This is a genomic window from Siphonobacter curvatus (assembly GCF_002943425.1).
Lineage (GTDB): Bacteria > Bacteroidota > Bacteroidia > Cytophagales > Spirosomataceae > Siphonobacter > Siphonobacter curvatus.
In genome coordinates, this window is sequence record NZ_PTRA01000001.1 from 3,353,814 (window position 1) to 3,375,068 (window position 21,255).

The window sequence follows — 21,255 nt, forward strand, 5'->3', positions numbered from 1 at the left end:
TTATCCAATTGCCATGTTCGAAGATATCACCAAAGGCCTCAACGAGCCCCAGGCTCAGGCCGTTCTGCATACCGAGGGGCCGTTAATGATCATCGCCGGAGCGGGCTCGGGCAAAACCCGCGTACTCACTCAGCGTACGGCTCACCTCATCCGAAAAGGCGTTGATCCCTTTTCCATCCTATTGCTGACGTTTACCAACAAAGCCGCCGGTGAAATGCGGGCTCGGATTGAAAAGGTCGTCGGTACCGATGCCCGGGGCATCTGGATGGGTACGTTTCACAGCGTCTTTGCCAAAATTCTCCGCTTTGAAGCCAAAGCGATGGGCTATACCTCCGACTTTTCGATTTACGATACGGACGATTCGAAGTCACTACTGAAAACGATCATCAAAGAACGCGGCCTCGACGATAAGATTTATAAGCCCAACGTCGTATTCAACCGAATTTCGGGGGCCAAAAACCGCTTGGTATCCGCTGAAGCGTACATAGCCGATCCCATCATTCAGGCCGATGACGCGGCGGCTCGCCTGCCCGAAATTGGTCGCCTGTACAAACTCTACGTAGATCGTTGCTTCAAGGCCAACGCCATGGATTTCGACGATCTGCTGTACAACACCAACGTACTATTCCGCGATTTCCCGGCCATCCTCAACAAGTACCAGCACCGGTACAAGTACGTCATGGTCGATGAGTTTCAGGATACGAACGTTTCGCAGTACCTCATTACGCGGAAACTGGCGGCCATTCACGAAAACATCTGCGTCGTGGGCGACGATGCCCAGTCGATCTACGCCTTCCGGGGAGCCAATATTCAGAATATCCTCAATTTCGAGAAAGACTACCCGGATCTGACCACGATTCGTCTGGAGCAGAATTACCGTTCGACAAAAGTGATCGTCGAAGCTGCCAACTCCGTCATTGCCCGAAACAAGCGTCAGTTACGTAAGGAAGTGTTCACGGAAAATGAAGGCGGTAACCTGATTGAAGTCATCAAGGCCGGATCAGACGTCGAAGAAGGCCGTTTGGTTTCTACTTCATTGTTCGAGGAAAAGCTGAATCATGGCCTGAGTAACAATGATTTTGCCATTCTGTACCGAACCAACTCGCAATCGCGGGCTTTTGAAGAATCGTTACGAAAGTTAAATATCAAGTACCGAATCGTGGGTGGACTTTCTTTTTACCAACGTCGGGAAATTAAGGACCTACTGGCCTACCTCCGATTCACACTCAATCAAAGTGACGAAGAGGCCTTCAAACGGATCATTAACTTACCCAAACGCGGCATTGGCGATCAGACCATTGCCAAGATTACGGTTACAGCCGCCGAGCAGGGCTTACCGCTTTGGGACATCGTCGCCAATATTCAGCAGTACAACGCGGGTCGTTCGGGTGTGGCCATCGAAGGCTTCTCCGATCTAATCAAGTCGTTTAAGCTACTCGTCGACACGAAAGATGCGTACGAAGTGGCCAGCCACGTCGCGAAAGCTTCGGGTGTACTCAAAGAACTTTACGACGACAAAACGGTAGAGGGCCTGAGCCGTTACGAAAACGTACAGGAATTGCTGAACTCCATCAAGCAGTTCGTGGATAATCCCGAAAACGAGGACAAATCGCTGGGGGCCTTTCTGCAAACGGTTTCGCTGCTCACCAATGCCGACCAGGAAGACGAAGACGGTGATAACGACCGTGTCACCCTGATGACCATTCACCAGGCGAAAGGACTAGAGTATAAAGTGGTTTACATCGTGGGCCTGGAAGAAGATTTATTCCCCAGTCAGATGATGTTACAGTCGAGTGAAGACTTGGAGGAGGAGCGACGGCTGTTTTACGTAGCCATTACCCGGGCCGAAAAACGTCTGTACCTCAGTTATGCGGAAACCCGCTACCAGTACGGTCGACTGAAACCCTGCGAACCCAGTCGGTTTATGGATGAAATTGACGAGAAATACGTTCGCGTCAGTCGCCAGGCCGCCCGCCGGATGTCGGAATCCCAGCGAAATACGGATCGTCCGACGCCAGCAGCGTTCTTACGGAATGTCGCCAATCGAGCTGCCCAAAACGGAGGTTCACAGGCTTCTAAAACCCCGCCTACTCGCTCGGGAGCTGCGTCTACGCACGTACCCAGCAGTGATTTCAAAGCTTCCGATCCCCGCAAGCTGGCTTCGGGTCAACGCGTGGAGCACCAGAAGTTTGGCTTTGGCGTTGTTAAACTCATTTCAACGGATCAAAACGGGGCAAAAGCCGTCATTCACTTTGATACACAGGGTGAAAAGACCCTGCTCCTGAGCTTTGCTAAACTGCGAATCATCGAATAAAAAAAAGCATGAACGGCCGCCACCGCTCATGCTTGAAAATCTTCCTTTTCTTACGATTAGGGATTTATAGAGGTCAATAGAAAAACGAGGTTTTTAGTTCATTTCTCAAGAAAATTTTGGCTCCGCTAGTGGGCTTCCTCTTTTCGTGCATTGGTTTTGGAAAATCCTGCTTGACATCCTTGGGTAAGGGTTCTTTCTGCTACAGTTTTATTCCAGGGAATCATTCATTTCCAGTAGGGGTTAGAGCAAAAATGACTGTACTCGTTCGGTCGGTAAAACTTGGTTTTTAGCATTAATTCATATCAAGATGGCTCTTCCCATTCGTATTGACGTCGTTTCTGACGTTGTGTGCCCCTGGTGTTATATTGGCAAACGCCGCCTGGAATCGGCACTGGCTGAACTCAGCACTGAGGTACAGGCAGACGTGGTCTATCACCCTTTCCAGCTTGACCCTACGGTACCCCGGCAGGGAAAATCCTTTGCCGAACACATGGCCAGTAAATTCGGTCCTGGTCGTAGTGAAAGCATGTTCCAGCACGTGGAGCAGGTGGCCAGTGAGGTAGGGCTTGACTTTGACTTCAACGAAATTCCCAAATCGATCAATACCTTCGATTTACACCGCCTTCTAACGGTTGCTTACGAAAAAGGACTACAGGCTGCCACGAAAGAAGCGTTACTGAAAGCGTACTTCGTAGATCGGATTGATTTAACGCAGGAAGCGGTATTACTCAACGTACTGGAATCAGCGGGTTGGGACAAGAAAGAAGCTCTTGAAGTTCTGAAATCCGAAGTAGCCAGCGATTCGGTACAGAGTGAAATGGAATACTTCAAGCAACTGGGTGTTTCGGGCGTACCGTTTTTCATTCTCAACAACAAGTACGCCTTGTCGGGAGCCCAACCCAAAGAAACGTTTATGCAGGCACTGCGGCAGGTGATTCAGGAAAGTCAGCCGCAAATCATTGCTGAGGGTGATAGCTGCGATACGACTACGGGCGAATGCTAATACGATTCCTTTGAATTGAAACTAAAAAAAGAGGTCGAATGATTCGACCTCTTTTTTTAGTTTCAATTCTTCCGAAAAACTTACTCGCCCTGTACGGCTGCGTTCGTCATGCCGGCCCGGTAGGGATATTCCTGCATTACTTTCGCAACGGTAGCCCGGATGAGTTCATCACGGTCTTTGCGGCGGGCGTTCAACTCACCTTTCGCCCAACCCTGCCATACCATCTCATTGGTTTTGGTATCCAGCAGACTAATAATCACCCGATTTTCTTCGTAGTTCCGGGAGCTGACGTTATTGTTAGGACCGTACCACCACCAGCCCCACATCGGACTTAAATTGTTCGATTGAATTTGCTGCAGGTTACGAGCGTCGGTGTCAAACCGGACCGTTAAATCGGCATTCTTCTCCACGCGGCGGTATCCGCGGGCACTCATCTCGGCGTCCAGGGCCTGCGTAATCCGTTTTTGCATCAACTGGCTTCCCATCACAGGGTCTGAATTACCGCCGGGCATCGGGGCAATCGCGTAAGTACGATAGCCACTGAAGTTCGCAGTACGATCATAATCCGAACGAACCGTAATCGAAGGGGCACAAGAGACCATAGTACCCACCAGTACTACGGCAGCTAGCATTTTTATGATTGATTTCATGGATTTAATAAAACAACTATAAGATTAAGAGACTCTCGTTAGCGGTACTGAATCCGTATCTTTTTACTCCTCAGATTCAATAGTACAACACATAAAAAACGACGGCTGTTCCCCGTAAATTGTTGGGAAACAGCCGTCGCTTGGCTTTTAAAGCTGATTTAAGATTTATTAACGAAAAGGGCCTTCGCCGCTCCTTTTAAGCGTTTTTCAGGGCCTGATCCAGGTCCGCAATCAGGTCATCGAGGTGCTCCAGACCGACCGAAACGCGTAGCAATCCGTCGGGCGTCGGACTATCCGGACCTTCGTAAATTTTACGGGGTTCGATGAGACTTTCCACACCTCCCAGACTCGTCGCCTGCGTGAACACCTTCAAAGCTCCGGCTACCTTTTTAGCACCCGGCAAACCGCCCCGTACTTCGAAAGAGAGCATTCCTCCAAAGCCATTTTTCATCTGGGCTTTGGCAATTTCATGTTGCGGATGGCTGGTGAGTCCGGGGTAATGCACTCGCTCCACGGCCGGATGCGTTTCGAGCCACTGAGCGATAGGAAGGGCACTCGCCGACTGAGCTTTTACCCGCAGGGGCATCGTCTGGATTCCCCGCGTAATGAGCCAGCAATCAAACGGTGAAGGTACGCCGCCGGTCAGGTTCTGAATCTGACGCAGGCGTACGGCCAGTTCGCCGTCTTGAGCCAGTACCAACGCTCCGCCCAATACGTCGGAGTGGCCCCCAAAATATTTGGTCGTCGAATGCATGACCACGTCGGCTCCAAAAGCAATCGGATTCTGCAAGACGGGAGTAGCCCAGGTATTGTCCACCGCACACAAGGCTCCTACAGAATGAGCCAGCTGGGATAAAGCCTGCAAATCGGTCAGGTACAGCAGCGGATTACTCGGCGTTTCCAGCCAAAACAGCTTGGTCGTCGGCCGGACGGCTTTTTCCACTTCTTCCAAGTTCGAGGTATCGACCAGCGAAAATTCAAGACCCCAGGGTTCAAATACATCCACGAGTAATCGTTGGGCCGCGTAGTAAGCAAACGGAGTCGTAATCACGTGATCGCCCGGCTTCAAAGCCTGAAATAAGGCGGAAATGGCGGCCATCCCCGAACCAAAAGCGAGTCCAACGGTTCCGCCTTCCAGGGCAGCCAGACTTTTTTCCAGCAAATCGCGGTTCGGGTTATTGCCTCGCGTGTACAGAAAACCGTGCGGCAGGTTGCCTTCGGCATCGCGTTCGTACGTAGTACTCAGGTAAATGGGTGTAGTTACCGCCGACGCATTCGCGTCATGAAAACGGGTGACTTGTATGGCTAGGGTTTCCAGGTTCATGTGCAACAGATGCTATCAATAAGTACGGACAAAATAAATGGGAAACTTGCTTGTATGCTATCGATAGCGACGAAAAGAAGAAACCCGACTTATAAGTCGGGTTTCTTCTTTTTTGGCCTGCCAGCACTTTAGAAACGGTACAGTCAGGGATTACTAAGTTGAGCTAGTACATATACAATCAAAAAGAGGCCGTAGCAATAGTAACCCATGTATTTCCCCGTAAAAGCCAGGGGTAGCAGCATCAGAGCAAATACGATCCATTCAGGCCCAATTGTTTCAACCCAGGCATGAGTGAAGTACTCGGTGATCCATACTTCAAGTGTATTTTTATTATAGAAAACACCTAGTGCTAGCATGAATAAAATCCACGTTTTCCTTGAGGGCATAAAAGTGGGCTGCATTCGTTGGCTGGTTGGTCTAACATGATCACGCTATCGGCGTATTACTGTTTCAGAATGACGAATTCCACCCGTCGATTTTGCTGCTTGCCTTCCGGGGTGTCATTGGTAGCCACAGGACGGGTTTCGCCAAAACCTTTGGCTACAATGCGGTTTTCAGGAATGCCTTTGGAAATCATATACGCCCGCACCGATTCGGCCCGGTCCTGCGAGAGCTTCTGGTTGGCTTCATCGGTCCCATCGCTATCGGTATGTCCATCAATTTCGACCATCATACTTCTCCGGCGATTCATCAATTCCACGACGCGGTTTAGCTCAGGGAACGACTCCGTCTGTAAGGTGGCTTTAGCCGTTTCGAAAAATACGTTGTTCAGGGCTACCTTCGCTCCTTCTTCAATCTTCGTTACCAGCAGATCGCGGTCTTTCAATTCCAGGTACCCCCCACTGCCGAGTTTACTTAAGTCCAGATTCTGCGATTTCCCGACATACCCATCCGCCTCAGGCCGGATGCCGTACTTCTTGCCGTAGGGTAAGACAATCTTGTATTCACCCGTATTAGGGTCAGGTGTGGCTGTTCCGAGCTCGGTACCATCGGGTAGGCTCTCGTACACGATCCGGGCGTTTTCGGGTACCTTTTTCGTTTTAGCATCCAGTAGCTTACCCGTGTACAGAACTACAGCATTGGATTTGGTGGGCTGCCGGTCGGGTACCTGCGTCGCATTGGGATTACTGGCCGGAATCTGAGCGATGGTGGGCGGCACTTCGGCTGGTGGCGTCTGGTTCTGAAACTTCACCCGAACAATATCAGCTTTTCCTTTACTACCGTTGGCGGTCACCAGATAGGCCCATTCACCCGAAGCCGGAATGGTAAAATACGCATCAAAATCAGGGGTGTTGATTGGTGCTCCGAGGTTTTCGGGTTTACTCCAGCGTTTCCAGCTACGGTCCAGTCGCCGCGTCATCCAAATGTCGTTGGAGCCTAAACCCCCTTCGCGATTACTGGAGAAATATAGGGTTTCGCCATCCGCCGCCAGAAAAGGTGTCGTTTCATCGGCATCTGTATTTACTTCCCGTCCCAAACTCGTGGGGCGACTCCATTTCCCGGCTTTGTCCTGCATACTGACATACAGATCGGACTCTCGGCTATTCTTCTTTTCCGAAAAAGCCAGTAATAAGGTCTTGCCATCATTGGCCAGAAATCCGTACTGATAATAGCCTTTATTCATGCCTTCCAATCCGGGAATGTCGAGCTTTTTCGGTCGTTCCCAGCCCGTCGCTACTTTACGCATGGTGGCAAAGCCCCGAATACTCAGGTCGTCCCCTTCTTTTTGTACCCAGTGGGTAAGGATAGTATTGCCATCGGGTGTAATGCTGTAAATGACATTATGTTCTTCACCATTAACCGGATTGGGCATCCGGCGGGAAGGCGTCCAGCTATTTCCGGAGAGGTACTCGGCCATCCATACATCCTGACTTCCTTTTTTTTGAGAAGCATTCTGCGGATGATTTACCCGGCTGAAGTAGAGCGTACGCCCATCCGGAGCAATGACGGGCTGAATTTCTGCCGATTCAGAATTAACCGTATTACCAAGATTCTCAGGAGTTTGCTCCTGGGCCTGAGCGTACACACTTATACAGGAAAGCAGAATAAAAAGTCGTTTCATTAGGGGACGTTAGGCTGGATAGTAGTAAGGTACGTGCAAGAGATCAGGTTGCATCCGCTGACCTGACGATCAAATCGGCCTACACGTAATCCATGAATGGATCAAAATTAACGAGCGATACGTCGGTTCTGTATATACCCTACCCTCAGATTTTTTTCCGGTCTACCCACTTTTCCGTGACAACGGGCTGGTGCGTTCGCATGAGGGCGAATAATTCTTCGATGGAATCTGATACTAGCAGTAGTTCCCGGTTCACGGCTTTAAGAAAGCCCGCTTCCACCATACGATCCATCATTTGTAGGAGTGGATCATAAAAACCATTGACATTCAAAAGGCCAATGGGCTTACTGTGAATCTGTAATTGCTTCCAGGTAAGAATTTCGAATAATTCATCCATGGAACCAAAGCCCCCAGGAATGGTAATAAAGCCATCGGCCCGTTCGGCCATCTGGGCTTTGCGTTCGTGCATGGTTTCGGTAACGATCAGTTCGTTCAGACCGGCGTGAGCAACTTCCCATTTTTTCAGAAAATCAGGAATAACGCCAATGACTTCCCCACCCTGAGCCAATACGGCATCGGCAAGGATGCCCATTAACCCGACGTTTCCGCCGCCGTATACCAGTCGCAACTGTTGGTCGGCCAAATACTGACCCAGCTCAATGGCCGTTTGACGGTACACTAAATCGGAGCCCGCATTGGCTCCACAAAATACAGCAATGTTTTTCATGGGAATTAGTATTCACTAATGGTGACGGATCGGCTCAGCCTTCCATCGAGGATCACAGGGCGAGCCTGCTTTCGATTATTTTTTCCTGGAAGCTTTCTTCTGCGGCGTGGGACGGAAACCCTCAAACTTAGCAATCAGCCCTTTGGCTCCTACAGCCCAGCCGTCTTTTCCCGCAAAACTAACCGCATGAAAAGGTGAATCATCCAGTTTGTTCCAGGTTTTACCGCCGTTGATGGAATAACCCGTGCCTGAAGGTCCTACGGTGATCAACCGCTCAATGACCGATGCTACCGGAGCTTCTCCCGCCATGGCCTTGTATTCCTGCCGATATACGGTCACGGCTTCTTTCAGGCCCGGCGGATTGGTTGAAGGCAATAGTTGCCAGGTTTTACCGCCGTCCTGCGTAACGATTACATTTTGCGTTGAATCACTGACGTGCAGATAATCTCCGCCCACGGCAATACCCCGCAGTCGGTTAAAAAAGTGCAAGCCAAAGATGCCCGATGTTTTGCCCGCGGGTAAGGGTGTTTCGGCAACTTCCCAGCTTTTTCCAAAATCTTTGGAACGGAATACCCGTGCAAATTTACTGCCACCGGTACCAATCCAAGCCCAGCTTTTCGCGGAAACTACCATTGAGGTTCCACTGGCCGCAAACGCTGCTTCTCCTTCTTCGATTGGGGGAAATTGATCCCGTGGTACTTCGGACCAGGTTTTGCCGCCATCGCTGGTAGTGAGTACAAAGAATTTATGATCAACCGGATCGCCGAAGGCAATGCCGTGTTCCTTATCCCAGAACTCAATCCCATCCAGAAAGGCTCCTTTCTGATGAGTCTGATAGACGAGTTTCCAGGTCTGTCCAGCGTCTTCCGTACGATAGATGCGGGCGGCTCCCTTATCGGCATCGCCGGCACTCATGGCTACGGCAGTTTCGGCATTAAAGGCGTGGATGTCCCGGAAATCGAGTGCTTCCGCTCCAACAACTGAATGAATTTCCCAGTTAGTACCGCCGTCCTGCGTGCGTAGTACCTGCCCTTTGGTGCCTCCAATCCAGCATACTTTGGCAGACACCGTATGTACCGCTCTGAAATGGGCTTCCGTTTGAGCTGGCTGTACTTTCCATTGCCCCCAGGCCGTTGCCGTCAGAAGCCAGCAGTACAGAAGATTTCGTAAAAACATTCGGATGGATTTAAGCTATGGTCTGAATGAACAGTAAAAATAGATCATTTACTGATGTTGACCGTATAAAGCCAGACCGAATTTCGTGCGTACACCGTGTGGATAGTGGCTTGGGACCCCTTCTGGAAGTACTTGCTGCACTTATGATAAACTAGCGAGAAGTACTGGGCTATCACAGGATCCGTATTTGGTTCCGCTGCTACGGTTGGTCATTTAGTCCGTATGCATTCCATGCCGGGCATCGCATGCCGGCACGCCCACCGCTGACTTCCTCTTGTTCAGGCCACCGCTTTGCCGAGTGAGCGACCATGGGATGGCCCCCATGGAATGGTAAGCGGCTTGAAATTCCGGCATGGAATGCGATAGGACGGGGTTTGGTTTTATACCGTCCATGTAGTTATCCGGCTATACTTTAACAACTAGCAACGAATAACCATCAACAAACAACTACTATACCCAGTCTAGGTGAATAGCGAAACTCAAAAAAATAAAGCTTTTGATAGGATATGGTCACTATCGAATGGGGTAAAGTCTCCAACCAGCCTAAACTCGGTCTATTCAAGGCAACGTAAGTAAAATATCCTTTCTCCTGACTGCTTATAGACCTTCTTGTTAAGCAGCCAGTACAGGAAAAACAAGGAACGTATGCTTACTTCATTTTTACAAAAAACCGACGGCATCGTTGACATTGATAGTAACGAATCGGCATGAAAAAGAAGAGGTATCGAAAGGCCACGGGTCGCTGACGACGCTCGATTGACGTAGACTGGCAATAGGGGCATTGCCTCTGGAAAGTGATGGGGAACATGGTGAGATAAAGCGTTGGCGGACAGAGTGTAAAGCTATTAAAAAGCCGGAAACGTTTGTTTCCGGCTCAGCATATTTTCCCGATGATCTTTAATTAATTATCTTTTAATAAGTATTAGCCCACTCTAACACCTCGGGAGTACGCCCACTACTGGAAAGAATACCCAAACGAAGCTCACTCCCCAAGCCTTCGCTAGCGAGTGGAGCTACCTTGAAAACTGCCGCTCGGCGTCCCAGAGTTTGCTTGAGAGCCTGGATAATATTGCGAATTTCGTGCGTACTCAGAGCCTGAAGCGGATCATACTGTACTACGAGCAAAATACGCTGGGCTTCGTGCGGTAAAGTACGCTGATTTCCAAACGTTTGCTTGATTTTTGCCACACTGGCTTCTAACCGTTGACTACCCTGAATTGACAATCGCGTATAAAAGGCCAGACCGCTGGCTTCCAGGACCGTTTTCAGCTCCTGAATGTCAGAATCCGGCGTTTCGGAAGGTTTCAAAATATCGGGAACGATGCGGGCCGTTTGGCAGAGCAACTCATCGGCGGCGGCATAAAACTCAGCAATACTCAGATCGTCATTAAGATTCTCAGCGAGTTTGTCCAGGGAAAAAGCCACCACTGAATCACAGGACTGCGTGAGTTGCTTCAGACCCCGCTCGGCCATCTGCATCGTTTCGTACCCCTCGGAAGCAAAGGGCATCATCACACACGCCACTACCAGTAGTCCTCGCTGACGGGCCATTTCGGCAATGACCGGAGCCGCTCCGGCTACCGTACCATCCCCCAGCCCACCTACCAGAATGACAATTTTTGTTTCTGGATTAAGCACGGAGCTAATGACCGCCTGCTGATCCAGGGCCCACTGTCGGGCTTGCTCCGCCGTGAGTCCCAATCCCAGATCCCGCATCCCGAGCGGAATGGCCTGTGGAAAGGTCACTAACTGCGTAAAGTCCGTGTGACAGGGAATCAGGTGTAAACCTGTATATGCCTGGTCGGCCATTTTTTTGAGGACCGAACAACCGGCCCCACCAATACCAATCATTTTCACGCCGTAGCAATTTGACACCGTTGGTAAGGCATCTTGCGAGGATAAAACCGTTTCTTCCACAACAGGTATAAGGCTTAGCTTTGGCGTAAATTACCGCAATTTTTTGAACAATTACTAGGCCGTTCGCGGGGGCAGTCCATGTTCCTGCCGCCAGGCCTCTACGTCCATCCGTATCCCTTCGCCCGCAATCAAAAACGCCAGCCGTAGTTGCCAGGCCTGATACGTCTCCCCAAAACTCTCCAGCAGGGGTGCAATCGGAGCGTTTTCAGCAATGGGGATGTCCAGTTGCTGGGCTGCCTTCAGAATTGCTTCTCTCGTAGCTTCCGGCAGCAGTCGTTCGTAGGCAATGTCCTCTCCGTCCGTTTTCAGTTTGTGTAAATGGCTCAGGATGGTCGTGGGCGTTAGGTTTCGTTCGGTAGCAATCCGCTCAATATCGTACCCTTGCTGGTAGAGTTGCAGCGTCTGCACGTAGGTCAGGCCCTTGGCCATCTTCACGCCGGACTGCTTATTTTCCTGCACAAAGGCCAAAATTTCATTGATGAATACATCCCCGAATTGCCGGTTTTTCTGCTCCCCTACGCCCGAAACCTGCAAAAACTGAGCATGATTGATCGGCCGTTTCTGAGCCATATCCGAAAGCGTAGCATCGCTGAATACCTGAAAAGGCGGAATCCCCAGGGAGTCGGCGAGTTGTTTTCGTAAAAGTCGCAACCGTTCGAACATGGCATCGCGAACCACCTCCCGCTTGCTTTTCGGAGCCTGTACGTTTTCTTCCTCCGCCCGGGCTCTTCGTTCTTCCAGGGGAATGAATTTCACTACGGATACGCTTTTGCCTTCCCGCAGTACCTGCTGACTGACTGCGTTGAGTTTGAAGGCATGTCCTTCGTCATAGGCAATGTCCATTATGCCCGAATTGAGCAACTGACTGATGTACTCAGCCCATTCTTCGTACCGCAGCTCATGACCTGCTCCGAACGTTTTCAGCTGATCGTAGCCATGCCGAATGATATTCTGGTTTCGGCTGCCCCGCAGAATGTCAATGAGGGTACCCATAGCTACTTTCTGCTGGGTGCGGGCAATCGCCGAGAGTACTTTCTGAGCCATGACCGTCCCATCAATTTTGGTACGCGGATTGCGGCAGACGTCGCAGTTCCCGCAATCTTTTTCTACCGTTTCATTGAAATAACTAATGAGAATACGCCGTCGGCAGATGTCCGCCTGAGCGTACTGCTTCATGCGGTCAAGCTTGGCAATGAGCAGGTCTTTCTGATCCTGGGACAGCTCCGATTTCAGAATCATGTCCGTTTGCTGGGACACGTCCTGGTAGCTGTAAAAAAGTACCGTATCAGCGGGTAAGCCGTCCCGTCCGGCCCGACCGATTTCTTGATAAAAACTTTCGACGTTTTTGGGCAAATTGTAGTGCATGACCCAGCGAACATTCGATTTATCAATACCCATGCCAAAAGCAATAGTGGCTACGATGATCTGAATGTCGTCCCGGAGAAACTCAGCCTGCGTATGGTTTCGGTACAGAGCATCACAACCGGCGTGATAATGGCGGGCGTTAAAGCCCATGTACTGCAGATTGGCCGCTACGCTTTCAGTGGTTTTTCGACTGAGGCAGTAGATGATTCCCGGCTGACCGGGATGGGCATTCAGAAAATCCACCATCTGCTCCATGCGTTTCCGCCCCGGCAATACGGTGAGATTGAGATTGGGACGATCAAAACTGGCCAGAAAGGTACGAGCCTGCGGAATGGCGAGTTGCTGGAGTATATCCTTCCGGGTCACGTTGTCCGCCGTGGCCGTCAGTGCAATGATCGGTACGCGGGGGAAATGTTCTTTCAGTCGATGCAGTTGCGTGTACTCGGGTCGGAAATCATGCCCCCAGAACGAGATACAGTGGGATTCGTCTACGGCAAACAGACTGATCTTCTGCCCCTTTAACCAATCCAGAAAGTTTCCCGAAAAAAGCCGTTCGGGTGATATATAGAGAAGCTTCAGCTCACCCAGCTTGATTTTCCAGATGACGGATTCCTGCTCGGACTGATTTAACGTAGAATTCAGAAAAGCGGCAGATACGCCATTGGCTTTCAAACCCTGGACCTGATCCTGCATGAGGGCAATCAGTGGCGAAATCACCAGCGTTAGTCCATCCAGTACGAGAGCTGGCACCTGATAACAAACCGATTTCCCACCACCCGTGGGCATGAGTACCAGAGCATCTTTTCCGGCTAAAACGGTATCGATCACCTCCGCCTGTAGGGGTCGGAAGACATCATACCCAAAATATTGTTTAAGAACTTGTTCCTTTGTAAGCATTCGTAATTCTTTTTACCAGAAATAATCAGACAATATTCTGATTATCAACAGGTTTATTCATCAATAAAGCCTACCTGTTGCACGGTTTAAGTTACACCATTTATGGGACTTTTCAAAGATATTTCTTCCGGACCATAGACCTCACACCATTCCCTAAAAAGTATACTGAACGGTCGTATTAAGTTTTTGTGAACTTTCTGTGTCCGAATTATTAATCTTTGCTTCCAGGAGCGGCACAGCAAGCCAACATTTCCTGCCAACCGTAAATTCACGTACTTTTGTATAAAGCAACAGACACCCCCATGAGCACTACGCCCGCCTACAAAATTTTACTGGTGGACGATGATCCCGACATCATTGAATTACTTCATTATAATCTTGAGAAAGAGGGGTACGACATCGAGTCGGCTTCGGATGGCCGCAAAGCCGTTGAAATAGCCCGGACATTCGCTCCGGATCTCGTATTGCTCGACATTATGATGCCCCAGCAGGACGGCATTGAAACGGCTCGTCAACTACGGGAGTTACCCGAGCTGAAAGGTAGTTACATTCTTTTCCTGACGGCCCGTTCGGAAGAGTACTCCGAAATTGCTGCTTTTGAAATTGGAGCCGACGATTACATCACCAAACCCATCAAGCCCCGTGCTTTGATGAGCCGTATCAAGGCTCTATTTCGCCGGGAAGCCCAGAAAACCGATCCAGGTGACCGCATCGAAACGGCGGGACTGTCGATAAACCGCCAGAATTACACCGTCACGGGCGGTTTTGGCTCAGTCGTCCTCCCGAAAAAGGAATTTGAATTGCTGTTTTTCCTGGCCCAGCATCCCGACAAAGTATTCAATCGCGAAGAACTCCTCCAGCGAATTTGGGGAGCGGATATCTACGTACTCGAACGTACCGTCGACGTTCACATTCGAAAGCTTCGCGAAAAAATTGGCGAAACCTATATCAAAACGCTCAAAGGCGTAGGATATATGTTTAATGGCGAAGGAGAATAAAATGAGTTTTGAGTGTAGGGTTTTGAGTACGGAGTTGCATGAAACGATAATGCCTTGAAGTGTCAGTTTCTGACTCTTCGAGGTTCACTCAAAACTCATAACCCTACACTCAAAACCCTACACACTGCCCATGTCCCCTTTAAATCCCAAAGTAATTTCTGTTATTCTGGCCCTGTTGATTTCGGCCATTACGAGTGGTTTTCTCTGGTTCGTGCCGGGTACGCCCGGCGGTACCATCTTCATCGCAGGAGCTACTACCTTTTTTGCGACGCTCATCCTCGTTTTCTACGTATTGGATTACCTCATTTTCGAAGAAATCAATAAGATCTACGATACCATTCAGCGGCTGAAGCTGAAAGATTTTAACCTCTCCCGCAAAAAGATTACCAAGAGCGTCAACCCCCTGAAAAAACTCAACAACGAGATTTTCGTATACGTAGCCAAAAAGCAACGGGAAATTGATGAACTCCGACGCATGGAGCAGTTTCGGCGGGAGTTTCTGGCCGATATTTCGCACGAACTCAAGACACCCATCTTCGCCGCTCAGGGTTTCATTCATACCCTCATCGACGGAGCCAAGGACGACGAACGGGTACGGGATAAATTTCTGCAAAAAGCCGCGAAAAGTCTTGATGGCCTCGACGCACTCGTCGCCGACCTACTCACCCTCTCGCAAATTGAAGCGGGTGAAATCAAGATGCACCGCGAGCGGGTGGACCTGGTAAAAGTTACCCACGAAGTCATTGAACAGCTGGAACCCCGGGCCAATCAGCGGGAAATTAAAGTAAAGCTTCATACCCCGCAGGATCAGATCTTTGTGAAAGCTGATGCCTATCGCATTTCCCAGGCTCTCACCAACCTCATTGACAATGCCATTAAATACGGTCGCGACGGTGGGAAAGTGAATGTGACGTTTACGGAGGATAAGAAAGACTGGGAAATAGAAGTGAAAGACGACGGGCCGGGCATTCCCCCCGAGCACCTCAACCGGATTTTCGAACGCTTTTATCGGGTGGAAAAGTCCCGTTCGAAAGAAAAAGGCGGTACGGGTTTGGGATTAGCCATTGTCAAACACATTGTCAACGCCCATAAGTCCAAGATTACGGTCATGAGTCGCGTGGACAAGGGTACGACTTTTAGTTTCAAGCTGGATAAAATTGAAGAGAAACTGGCCGGATTTTAAGTACGGACGGAATTCCCGGAAGTCCATTTTTTGCGGGTGGTATTGATTTTTCATAACGGCTAGGTAAACACACACTGCTATGAAAACAGAAACCCTTCAAAATGTCGCCCGTATTGGTTTAGGAAGTATGCTGGTTTTTGCCGGAGTCAGTCACCTGACCTTCGCCCGTAAAGATTTCCAGGCTCAGGTTCCCGACTTTGTACCCTTAGAAAAAGATGATACGGTGGTCTACTCGGGCCTAGCCGAAATTGCTCTGGGTGCCAGCCTGATTTTCGCCGGAGAAAAACGTAAGGAAGCCATTGGGAAAATCGCGGCTTCGTTCTTCGCGGCCGTTTTCCCCGGTAATATTTCACAATACACCAACGAACGCGACGCCTTTGGTTTAGATACCGATAAGAAACGATTTACTCGACTGTTTTTTCAACCCGTACTCATGTACTGGGCTCTCAAGAGTACAGAAAAGAGCAAGTAATTTCTAGTACAAACTAGACAGGCTGTAGCCATGACTACAGCCTGTCTAGTTTGTAAACAGTTCAAGCAGGTACTAGTAGTAATGCTATGTTTCTCGTTGGTGCGTTTTGGAATACCGCCCCTTCTGCAAAAGTCATATGATCTTAAAAGGAATCGGTAAGACAAATCGATTCGCTACGACTTTTCCCCGCTTCGTCGCTGGTTTCCACTTGCCTTTACTGAGCTGAATAACCCGTATAGCCTCTTTAGTCAGAATGGGATCGGGCGAAGAACTAACCCGAATATCCTGCGGCACGCCCTGCGTATCAATCAAAAAATTAAGGATGACCGTACCCTGACTTTCCGCACGCTGAGCCTCGGGTGGATACCGAATGTTTAAATTAAGGAATTTGAAAAGTCCATCCGACTCAAAGCTAATGGGTGTATCTAGCGTAGTATATGGATAGGTATTTGCCTGAGCGTCGAAACTACGACCCTCCTGTAACACGCCTGCTGTATACGTTTCTTCGTATTCCTTCCGACCATCGGTGCGGTACCCGACCCAGACCGAATCTTTCAATCCTTCCCGATAAGAACCCACCTCCTGCACGCTTCCCTTAGGATCATGCCGAGTTATCGTTCCGTGGCCCTGCGTAACCAGCATCTGGCCCGTACTATCCGCGTAAGTGGTCAGAAGGTATCGTAGGGGAGCTTCGTAAGGACGGGGATTTTTCGCCCATACGCCCATTTCTTCCAGTTTCCCATTGGGATGATACGTTCGCCAGATGCCCATCGGTTGGTTTTTGAAATACCGGCCTTCGCGGTGCTTTTGCTGGTGGGGGTAAAAAGTCGTATAGCGATCGTGTCTTTCCAGCATGGGCATGATCCGAACCGCAAACCCTTCCGCCCGTCGTACGCCGGATTTATCATATTCCGTGTATTGATACAGCGTATCGCCCTGTATAGTTAGGTCGAGGTAAAAACGGGCCGAATCGGGAATGCTGGTCGCTACTTCCGTATCGAGGTAATAAATTCGGGTAGCGTTTTGAGCCAAAAGGAAGGGAGAAAGGAAAGTGATTAAGGTGGTTAGGAGGTATTTCATAAGTTAATTTTATAGATGCTATCAAACACAGGATTTTTCTAGTAGTGATTCAGTTAACGTTATCTACAATTGAGTCAAAAGGATCAATAGATTTAATTCTAGATAAAAATATAACCTTCTAATTAATGACACTACCCTGCGTACCCTAAAAACAATAAATAAAGGTAGCCAAGTGGTTTTAGAGTCGAATAGGCATGTGAAACTGAGTAGTTATGTATTGTCCCCGATGTTTAGCAGCCTGCCATTTTCCGCTCATTTTGTTCATGATTCGAATGATTTCATCCCTTAATGAACCATCATGTACGTGAGGTATTTGTACCTCCGCAATGTCCCCTTTTATATCAATGAGGCACGACACTATAATTTCTCCCGTAAAGCTGCGTTTTCGAATAATCATAGACTTGTTAAAGGCCCGCAGTAAAAATGATTCCAGCGTTTTTTCCTTGCCTGTAAATACAGCCTCTTCATCCAGCTTCGTATACGGATACGAATTGGCTAAAGCATCGTAGCTCATGCCGTGCTTTAATACACCTTTTTCGTAGGTTTCATTGTAAAAAATGATCGATTGCTCACTAGGATACCCTTCCCATACCCCATCCTTTAACCCATTGAGGTACACACCTTCTTCAATCAATTCTTCCGCTTCATTCCATCGGCTACACGGCCCGGTACCTTTTTCGACGACTGCTCTACCCGTCGTATCGAGATAGCTTTCAATGTGGTAACTCGTAGCATACCTACCCTTTTCGTCTTCAGCATTGCCGTCTTTTACCCAGTAGCCTACTTCCTCCAGTTTGCTATTAGAATAGTATTTTTTTTGCAAACCTTCGGGCTGACCATTTTTGTATTCTGTTTCTTCTCTAATCGTCTGGTTACTATCATAAACGATATACTTACCTTCGAGCGTTAGGGGCGTAATGAAGGGAGTATCTCCTTCGCACTCTCTCACTCCATTCATAGCGTATTGAACAAAATGAAACAACTTTCGATCCTTTATGGAATAATCCCTAAAAAACTGGGCAATATCAGGATTTAATGTTTCTTCGCCATTTTCCTTAAAATAATGTCGTTCAAACGACTGAGCCTGTAAAGCATGGGTTACTAGTAAAAAAAAGAATAAATAATACTTCATCTGAATTGGTTTTAATCACAATAATAAAAAAAACGGCTAGTATGAACTAGCCGTTTTTTCTCAGGCAAATGAAAAATAATTTCTTTTCAAAACGTTCTAAACTTACCCTACTTTCTTCGCTTTATATGCTTTTTCAATCAGCCACTTCAAGACCTTATCCCGCTGATCACCTTGTACTAAAATTTCACCGTCTTTAGCCGAACCCCCTACGCCACAAAGCGTTTTTAGTTTCTTGCCTAGATCCGCTAAGTCATATTCCGTACCAATGAATCCAGTAATCAGGGTAACCTGCTTCCCGCCGCGTTGTTTCTTATCCAACTGAACCTTCAGATTCTGCTGGGCAGGCGGCAAAGTATCCGCTTCGGATTGCTCGTCGTTCTGGTATTGAAAATCCGGATCGGTGGAATACACCACACCCGTATAGTTTTTCTTAGCCATATTAATTGAGTGGTTGGTTGATGGTTATTTGTTGTTTATTTCCTTTCTCCAATACTATCAACCAACAACAAATAACCATCAACAAATGACTATACTTTCTCTCCGTACAATTCTTCCCGTTGCTCCTTAATACGGTTATCGGTCAGGTAATCGTCGAAGGTCATGAGTTTATCCAGGCAACCTTTAGGCGTTAATTCCACAATACGGTTCGCAACCGTCTGCGTCAACTGGTGGTCATGGCTGGCAAACAACATCACGCTGGGGAAATCCTCCATGCCTTTGTTCAAAGCCTGAATGGATTCCAAGTCCAAGTGGTTGGTCGGCTCGTCCAGCAGCAGTACGTTGGCTCCCGAAAGCATCATTTTCGAGAACATACAGCGTTGTTTCTCACCCCCGGATAATACCGTACACCGTTTCAGAGCTTCTTCGCCCGAGAATAACATCCGGCCCAGAAAGCTCCGTATAAAGGTTTCATCCTTTTCAGCAGAGTACTGACGCAGCCAGTCTACCAGATTCAGACTGGCATCCGAGAAATATTTGCTGTTGTCGTTCGGCAAGTAGCTCTGCGTCGTCGTTACGCCCCACTTGAAAGTACCCGTCGTTGGTTGGCGTTCGCCCATTAAAATGTCAAACAGAGCAGATACGGCCAGACCATCTTTGCTCAGAAAAGCAATTTTCTGGTCGTTCATCACGCTGAATGTCAGGTTTTTGAACAGTACTGTACCGTCTTCCAGTACGTAGCTCAGGTTTTCTACATTCAGTACCTGATCGCCAATTTCACGCTCGGGTTTGAAACCAATGTAGGGATAGCGACGGCTGGAGGGTTTAATTTCATCCACCTGAAGCTTGTCCAGCATTTTCTGACGAGCGGTCGCCTGCTTCGATTTAGCCACGTTGGCCGAGAAACGACGGATAAACTCTTCAAGCTCTTTCCGTTTTTCGTCGGCTTTCTTGTTTTGATCGGCTTTCTGACGGGCCGCCAGCTGACTTGATTCGTACCAGAAAGTATAGTTACCGCCGTAAATCTGAATCTTGGCAAAGTCAAGGTCAGCAATGTACGTACAAACGTTATCCAGGAAGTGACGGTCGTGGCTGACCACAATTACCGTATTCTTGAAACTCATCAAAAAGTCTTCGAGCCAAAGGATGGAATCAATGTCCAAGTTGTTGGTAGGCTCATCCAGTAACAGAATATCGGGGTTACCGAACAGGGCCTGGGCTAACAGTACCTTCACTTTTTCGGAGGGGTTCATGTCAGCCATCAGCGTATAGTGGCTTTCTTCCTTGATACCCAAACCCGAAAGCAGCGAAGCCGCGTCGGATTCGGCTTCCCAACCGTTCATTTCGGCAAATTCGGCTTCCAGATCAGCCGCCCGGTTCCCATCTTCTTCGGTGAAATCAGCCTTCGCGTAGATGGCGTCTTTCTCCTGCATTACTTTATAAAGCTTGTCGTTGCCCATAATGACCGTGTTCAGTACGGTCTCGTTATCATAGGCATTCTGGTTCTGGTTCAGAAAGGACATCCGCTCGCCCGGATCGAGCGATACTGAACCCGTAGTGGGTTCAATTTCACCGGAAAGAATTTTAACGAAAGTAGACTTACCGGCTCCGTTGGCTCCAATGAGGCCGTATACGTTGCCCGGTACAAATTTTAAGTTAACGTCTTCAAAAAGAACCCGCTTCCCAAAGCGGAGCGAAATATTACTTACGGATAGCATTCGTATATCTGGTTTTCTAGTTGCAAAGGTACGGATTTTCAGGCGTTTTTCGGGCAGAAAATGGATTTACTACCGCTCGCCAAACCGCATTTTTATTGATTTTTAAAACGTTTTCGGGCTTACCAGGGTACCCCCTAAAATCTAGGTGTTGTCGCTTTTGTACCTAGTAAACGTATATATTGCCCGAAAAGACGATCTTACTATGAGTACCGAAGTTTTAGAGAAATTTGGAGGGTACGTACGGGTACGGGTCTGTGGTATTGCCGTGGAGGACGACCGAATCTTACTCATTCGCCATAAAGCCCTGTTTGAAGATGGCCCTTTCTGGGCTCCACCGGGCGGTAGTCTGGAGTTTGGCGAATCCATCCCTCAGGCTCTGGTACGGGAATTCAACGAAGAAACGCAGCTTCAGGTTCGCGTGGGCGAGCTTTTGTACGTCAATGAGTTCATTCGCTCCCCTTTACACACGCTGGAAGTCTTTTTCCGGGTGTTTATTGAATCCGGTCAGTTGCAGTTGGGCCACGACCCCGAATTTCAGCAGCAGATCATGGAAGAAGCCGCCTGGCTTTCCTGGGAAGAACTTCAGGCCCTCCCCGACGTCCAGGTGCATTCCGTCTTTCGAAAGTATACGCAGCTATCGGATTTGTTACAACCAGGTGGTTACGGATTACAGTAACGGAACTTCACTATTTGCCCGAAAATGACGATCTTTACGTAGTAATTTTTTGTTTCTGAAAAACCATACGTCAGCCCCAAGGTGAGGCGTTGGTACTCAGGAGACGCATCGTTGAACGACCGG

Annotated in this window: 18 protein-coding genes; 6 read left to right on the forward strand and 12 right to left on the reverse strand. The window is 48.8% G+C overall.

Going from position 1 to position 21,255, the window contains the following annotated elements:
* Positions 1-13 precede the first annotated feature (13 nt).
* Positions 14-2,314: an ATP-dependent helicase gene (locus tag C5O19_RS13890; protein ID WP_104713151.1), complete on the forward strand. Its 2,301-nt coding sequence runs from the start codon at positions 14-16 to the stop codon at positions 2,312-2,314.
* A gap of 307 nt (positions 2,315-2,621) precedes the next feature.
* Complete coding sequence (locus C5O19_RS13895; RefSeq protein WP_104713153.1) at positions 2,622-3,317, forward strand: DsbA family oxidoreductase; 696 nt, start codon at positions 2,622-2,624, stop codon at positions 3,315-3,317.
* 80 nt (positions 3,318-3,397) lie between these two features.
* Here the strand turns inward: C5O19_RS13895 and C5O19_RS13900 are convergent, their stop codons facing one another.
* The 8 genes from C5O19_RS13900 to recQ form a co-directional block, all read right to left on the reverse strand.
* Positions 3,398-3,967: a DUF4136 domain-containing protein gene (locus C5O19_RS13900; protein WP_243406382.1), complete on the reverse strand. Its 570-nt coding sequence runs from the start codon at positions 3,965-3,967 to the stop codon at positions 3,398-3,400.
* Between the two features lie 196 nt (positions 3,968-4,163).
* Entirely contained in the window at positions 4,164-5,291 is a 1,128-nt protein-coding gene (locus tag C5O19_RS13905; RefSeq protein WP_104713158.1) for a trans-sulfuration enzyme family protein, read from the reverse strand.
* Between the two features lie 143 nt (positions 5,292-5,434).
* Entirely contained in the window at positions 5,435-5,647 is a 213-nt protein-coding gene (locus C5O19_RS13910) for a hypothetical protein (RefSeq protein WP_104713161.1), read from the reverse strand.
* Between the two features lie 86 nt (positions 5,648-5,733).
* The gene (locus C5O19_RS13915; RefSeq protein ID WP_104713164.1) at positions 5,734-7,353 is read right to left on the reverse strand and encodes an OmpA family protein; all 1,620 of its coding nucleotides are present in this window, start codon (positions 7,351-7,353) and stop codon (positions 5,734-5,736) included.
* Between the two features lie 145 nt (positions 7,354-7,498).
* The gene (locus C5O19_RS13920) at positions 7,499-8,080 is read right to left on the reverse strand and encodes an LOG family protein (protein WP_207766408.1); all 582 of its coding nucleotides are present in this window, start codon (positions 8,078-8,080) and stop codon (positions 7,499-7,501) included.
* A 75-nt stretch (positions 8,081-8,155) separates the two neighbouring features.
* Positions 8,156-9,256: a WD40/YVTN/BNR-like repeat-containing protein gene (locus C5O19_RS13925; RefSeq protein ID WP_104713170.1), complete on the reverse strand. Its 1,101-nt coding sequence runs from the start codon at positions 9,254-9,256 to the stop codon at positions 8,156-8,158.
* Positions 9,257-10,168: 912 nt separating this feature from the next.
* On the reverse strand, positions 10,169-11,173 hold the full coding sequence (locus tag C5O19_RS13930; RefSeq protein WP_104713172.1) for an FtsZ/tubulin family protein: 1,005 nt from the start codon (positions 11,171-11,173) through the stop codon (positions 10,169-10,171).
* 54 nt (positions 11,174-11,227) lie between these two features.
* The gene (gene recQ / locus C5O19_RS13935) at positions 11,228-13,435 is read right to left on the reverse strand and encodes a DNA helicase RecQ (RefSeq protein WP_104713175.1); all 2,208 of its coding nucleotides are present in this window, start codon (positions 13,433-13,435) and stop codon (positions 11,228-11,230) included.
* A gap of 302 nt (positions 13,436-13,737) precedes the next feature.
* Between recQ and C5O19_RS13940 the strand changes: the two genes are divergently transcribed.
* The 3 genes from C5O19_RS13940 (at position 13,738) to C5O19_RS13950 (ending at position 16,088) form a co-directional block, all read left to right on the forward strand.
* Positions 13,738-14,433, forward strand: coding sequence for a response regulator transcription factor (locus C5O19_RS13940; protein ID WP_094813608.1), 696 nt, complete (start codon positions 13,738-13,740; stop codon positions 14,431-14,433).
* Positions 14,434-14,563: 130 nt separating this feature from the next.
* The gene (locus C5O19_RS13945) at positions 14,564-15,616 is read left to right on the forward strand and encodes a sensor histidine kinase (protein ID WP_094813606.1); all 1,053 of its coding nucleotides are present in this window, start codon (positions 14,564-14,566) and stop codon (positions 15,614-15,616) included.
* A gap of 79 nt (positions 15,617-15,695) precedes the next feature.
* On the forward strand, positions 15,696-16,088 hold the full coding sequence (locus C5O19_RS13950; protein ID WP_104713177.1) for a DoxX family protein: 393 nt from the start codon (positions 15,696-15,698) through the stop codon (positions 16,086-16,088).
* Positions 16,089-16,220: 132 nt separating this feature from the next.
* Here the strand turns inward: C5O19_RS13950 and C5O19_RS13955 are convergent, their stop codons facing one another.
* The 4 genes from C5O19_RS13955 to C5O19_RS13970 all read right to left on the reverse strand — a co-directional run bounded on the left by C5O19_RS13955 (position 16,221) and on the right by C5O19_RS13970 (position 20,456).
* Entirely contained in the window at positions 16,221-17,168 is a 948-nt protein-coding gene (locus C5O19_RS13955; protein ID WP_104713179.1) for an energy transducer TonB, read from the reverse strand.
* Positions 17,169-17,346: 178 nt separating this feature from the next.
* A complete protein-coding gene (locus C5O19_RS13960) occupies positions 17,347-18,300 on the reverse strand; it encodes a hypothetical protein (RefSeq protein ID WP_104713182.1) in 954 nt (317 codons plus the stop codon).
* 102 nt (positions 18,301-18,402) lie between these two features.
* A complete protein-coding gene (locus C5O19_RS13965) occupies positions 18,403-18,738 on the reverse strand; it encodes a translation initiation factor (RefSeq protein WP_104713185.1) in 336 nt (111 codons plus the stop codon).
* Between the two features lie 89 nt (positions 18,739-18,827).
* Positions 18,828-20,456, reverse strand: a complete 1,629-nt coding sequence (locus C5O19_RS13970; RefSeq protein WP_094813596.1) for an ABC-F family ATP-binding cassette domain-containing protein — start codon at positions 20,454-20,456, stop codon at positions 18,828-18,830.
* A 202-nt stretch (positions 20,457-20,658) separates the two neighbouring features.
* On the opposite strand from C5O19_RS13970, the gene C5O19_RS13975 reads away from it, so the two are divergent.
* Positions 20,659-21,132 (forward strand): NUDIX domain-containing protein, encoded by a 474-nt coding sequence (locus C5O19_RS13975; protein WP_104713187.1) that lies wholly within the window; start codon positions 20,659-20,661, stop codon positions 21,130-21,132.
* The last annotated feature ends 123 nt before the right edge of the window (positions 21,133-21,255 follow it).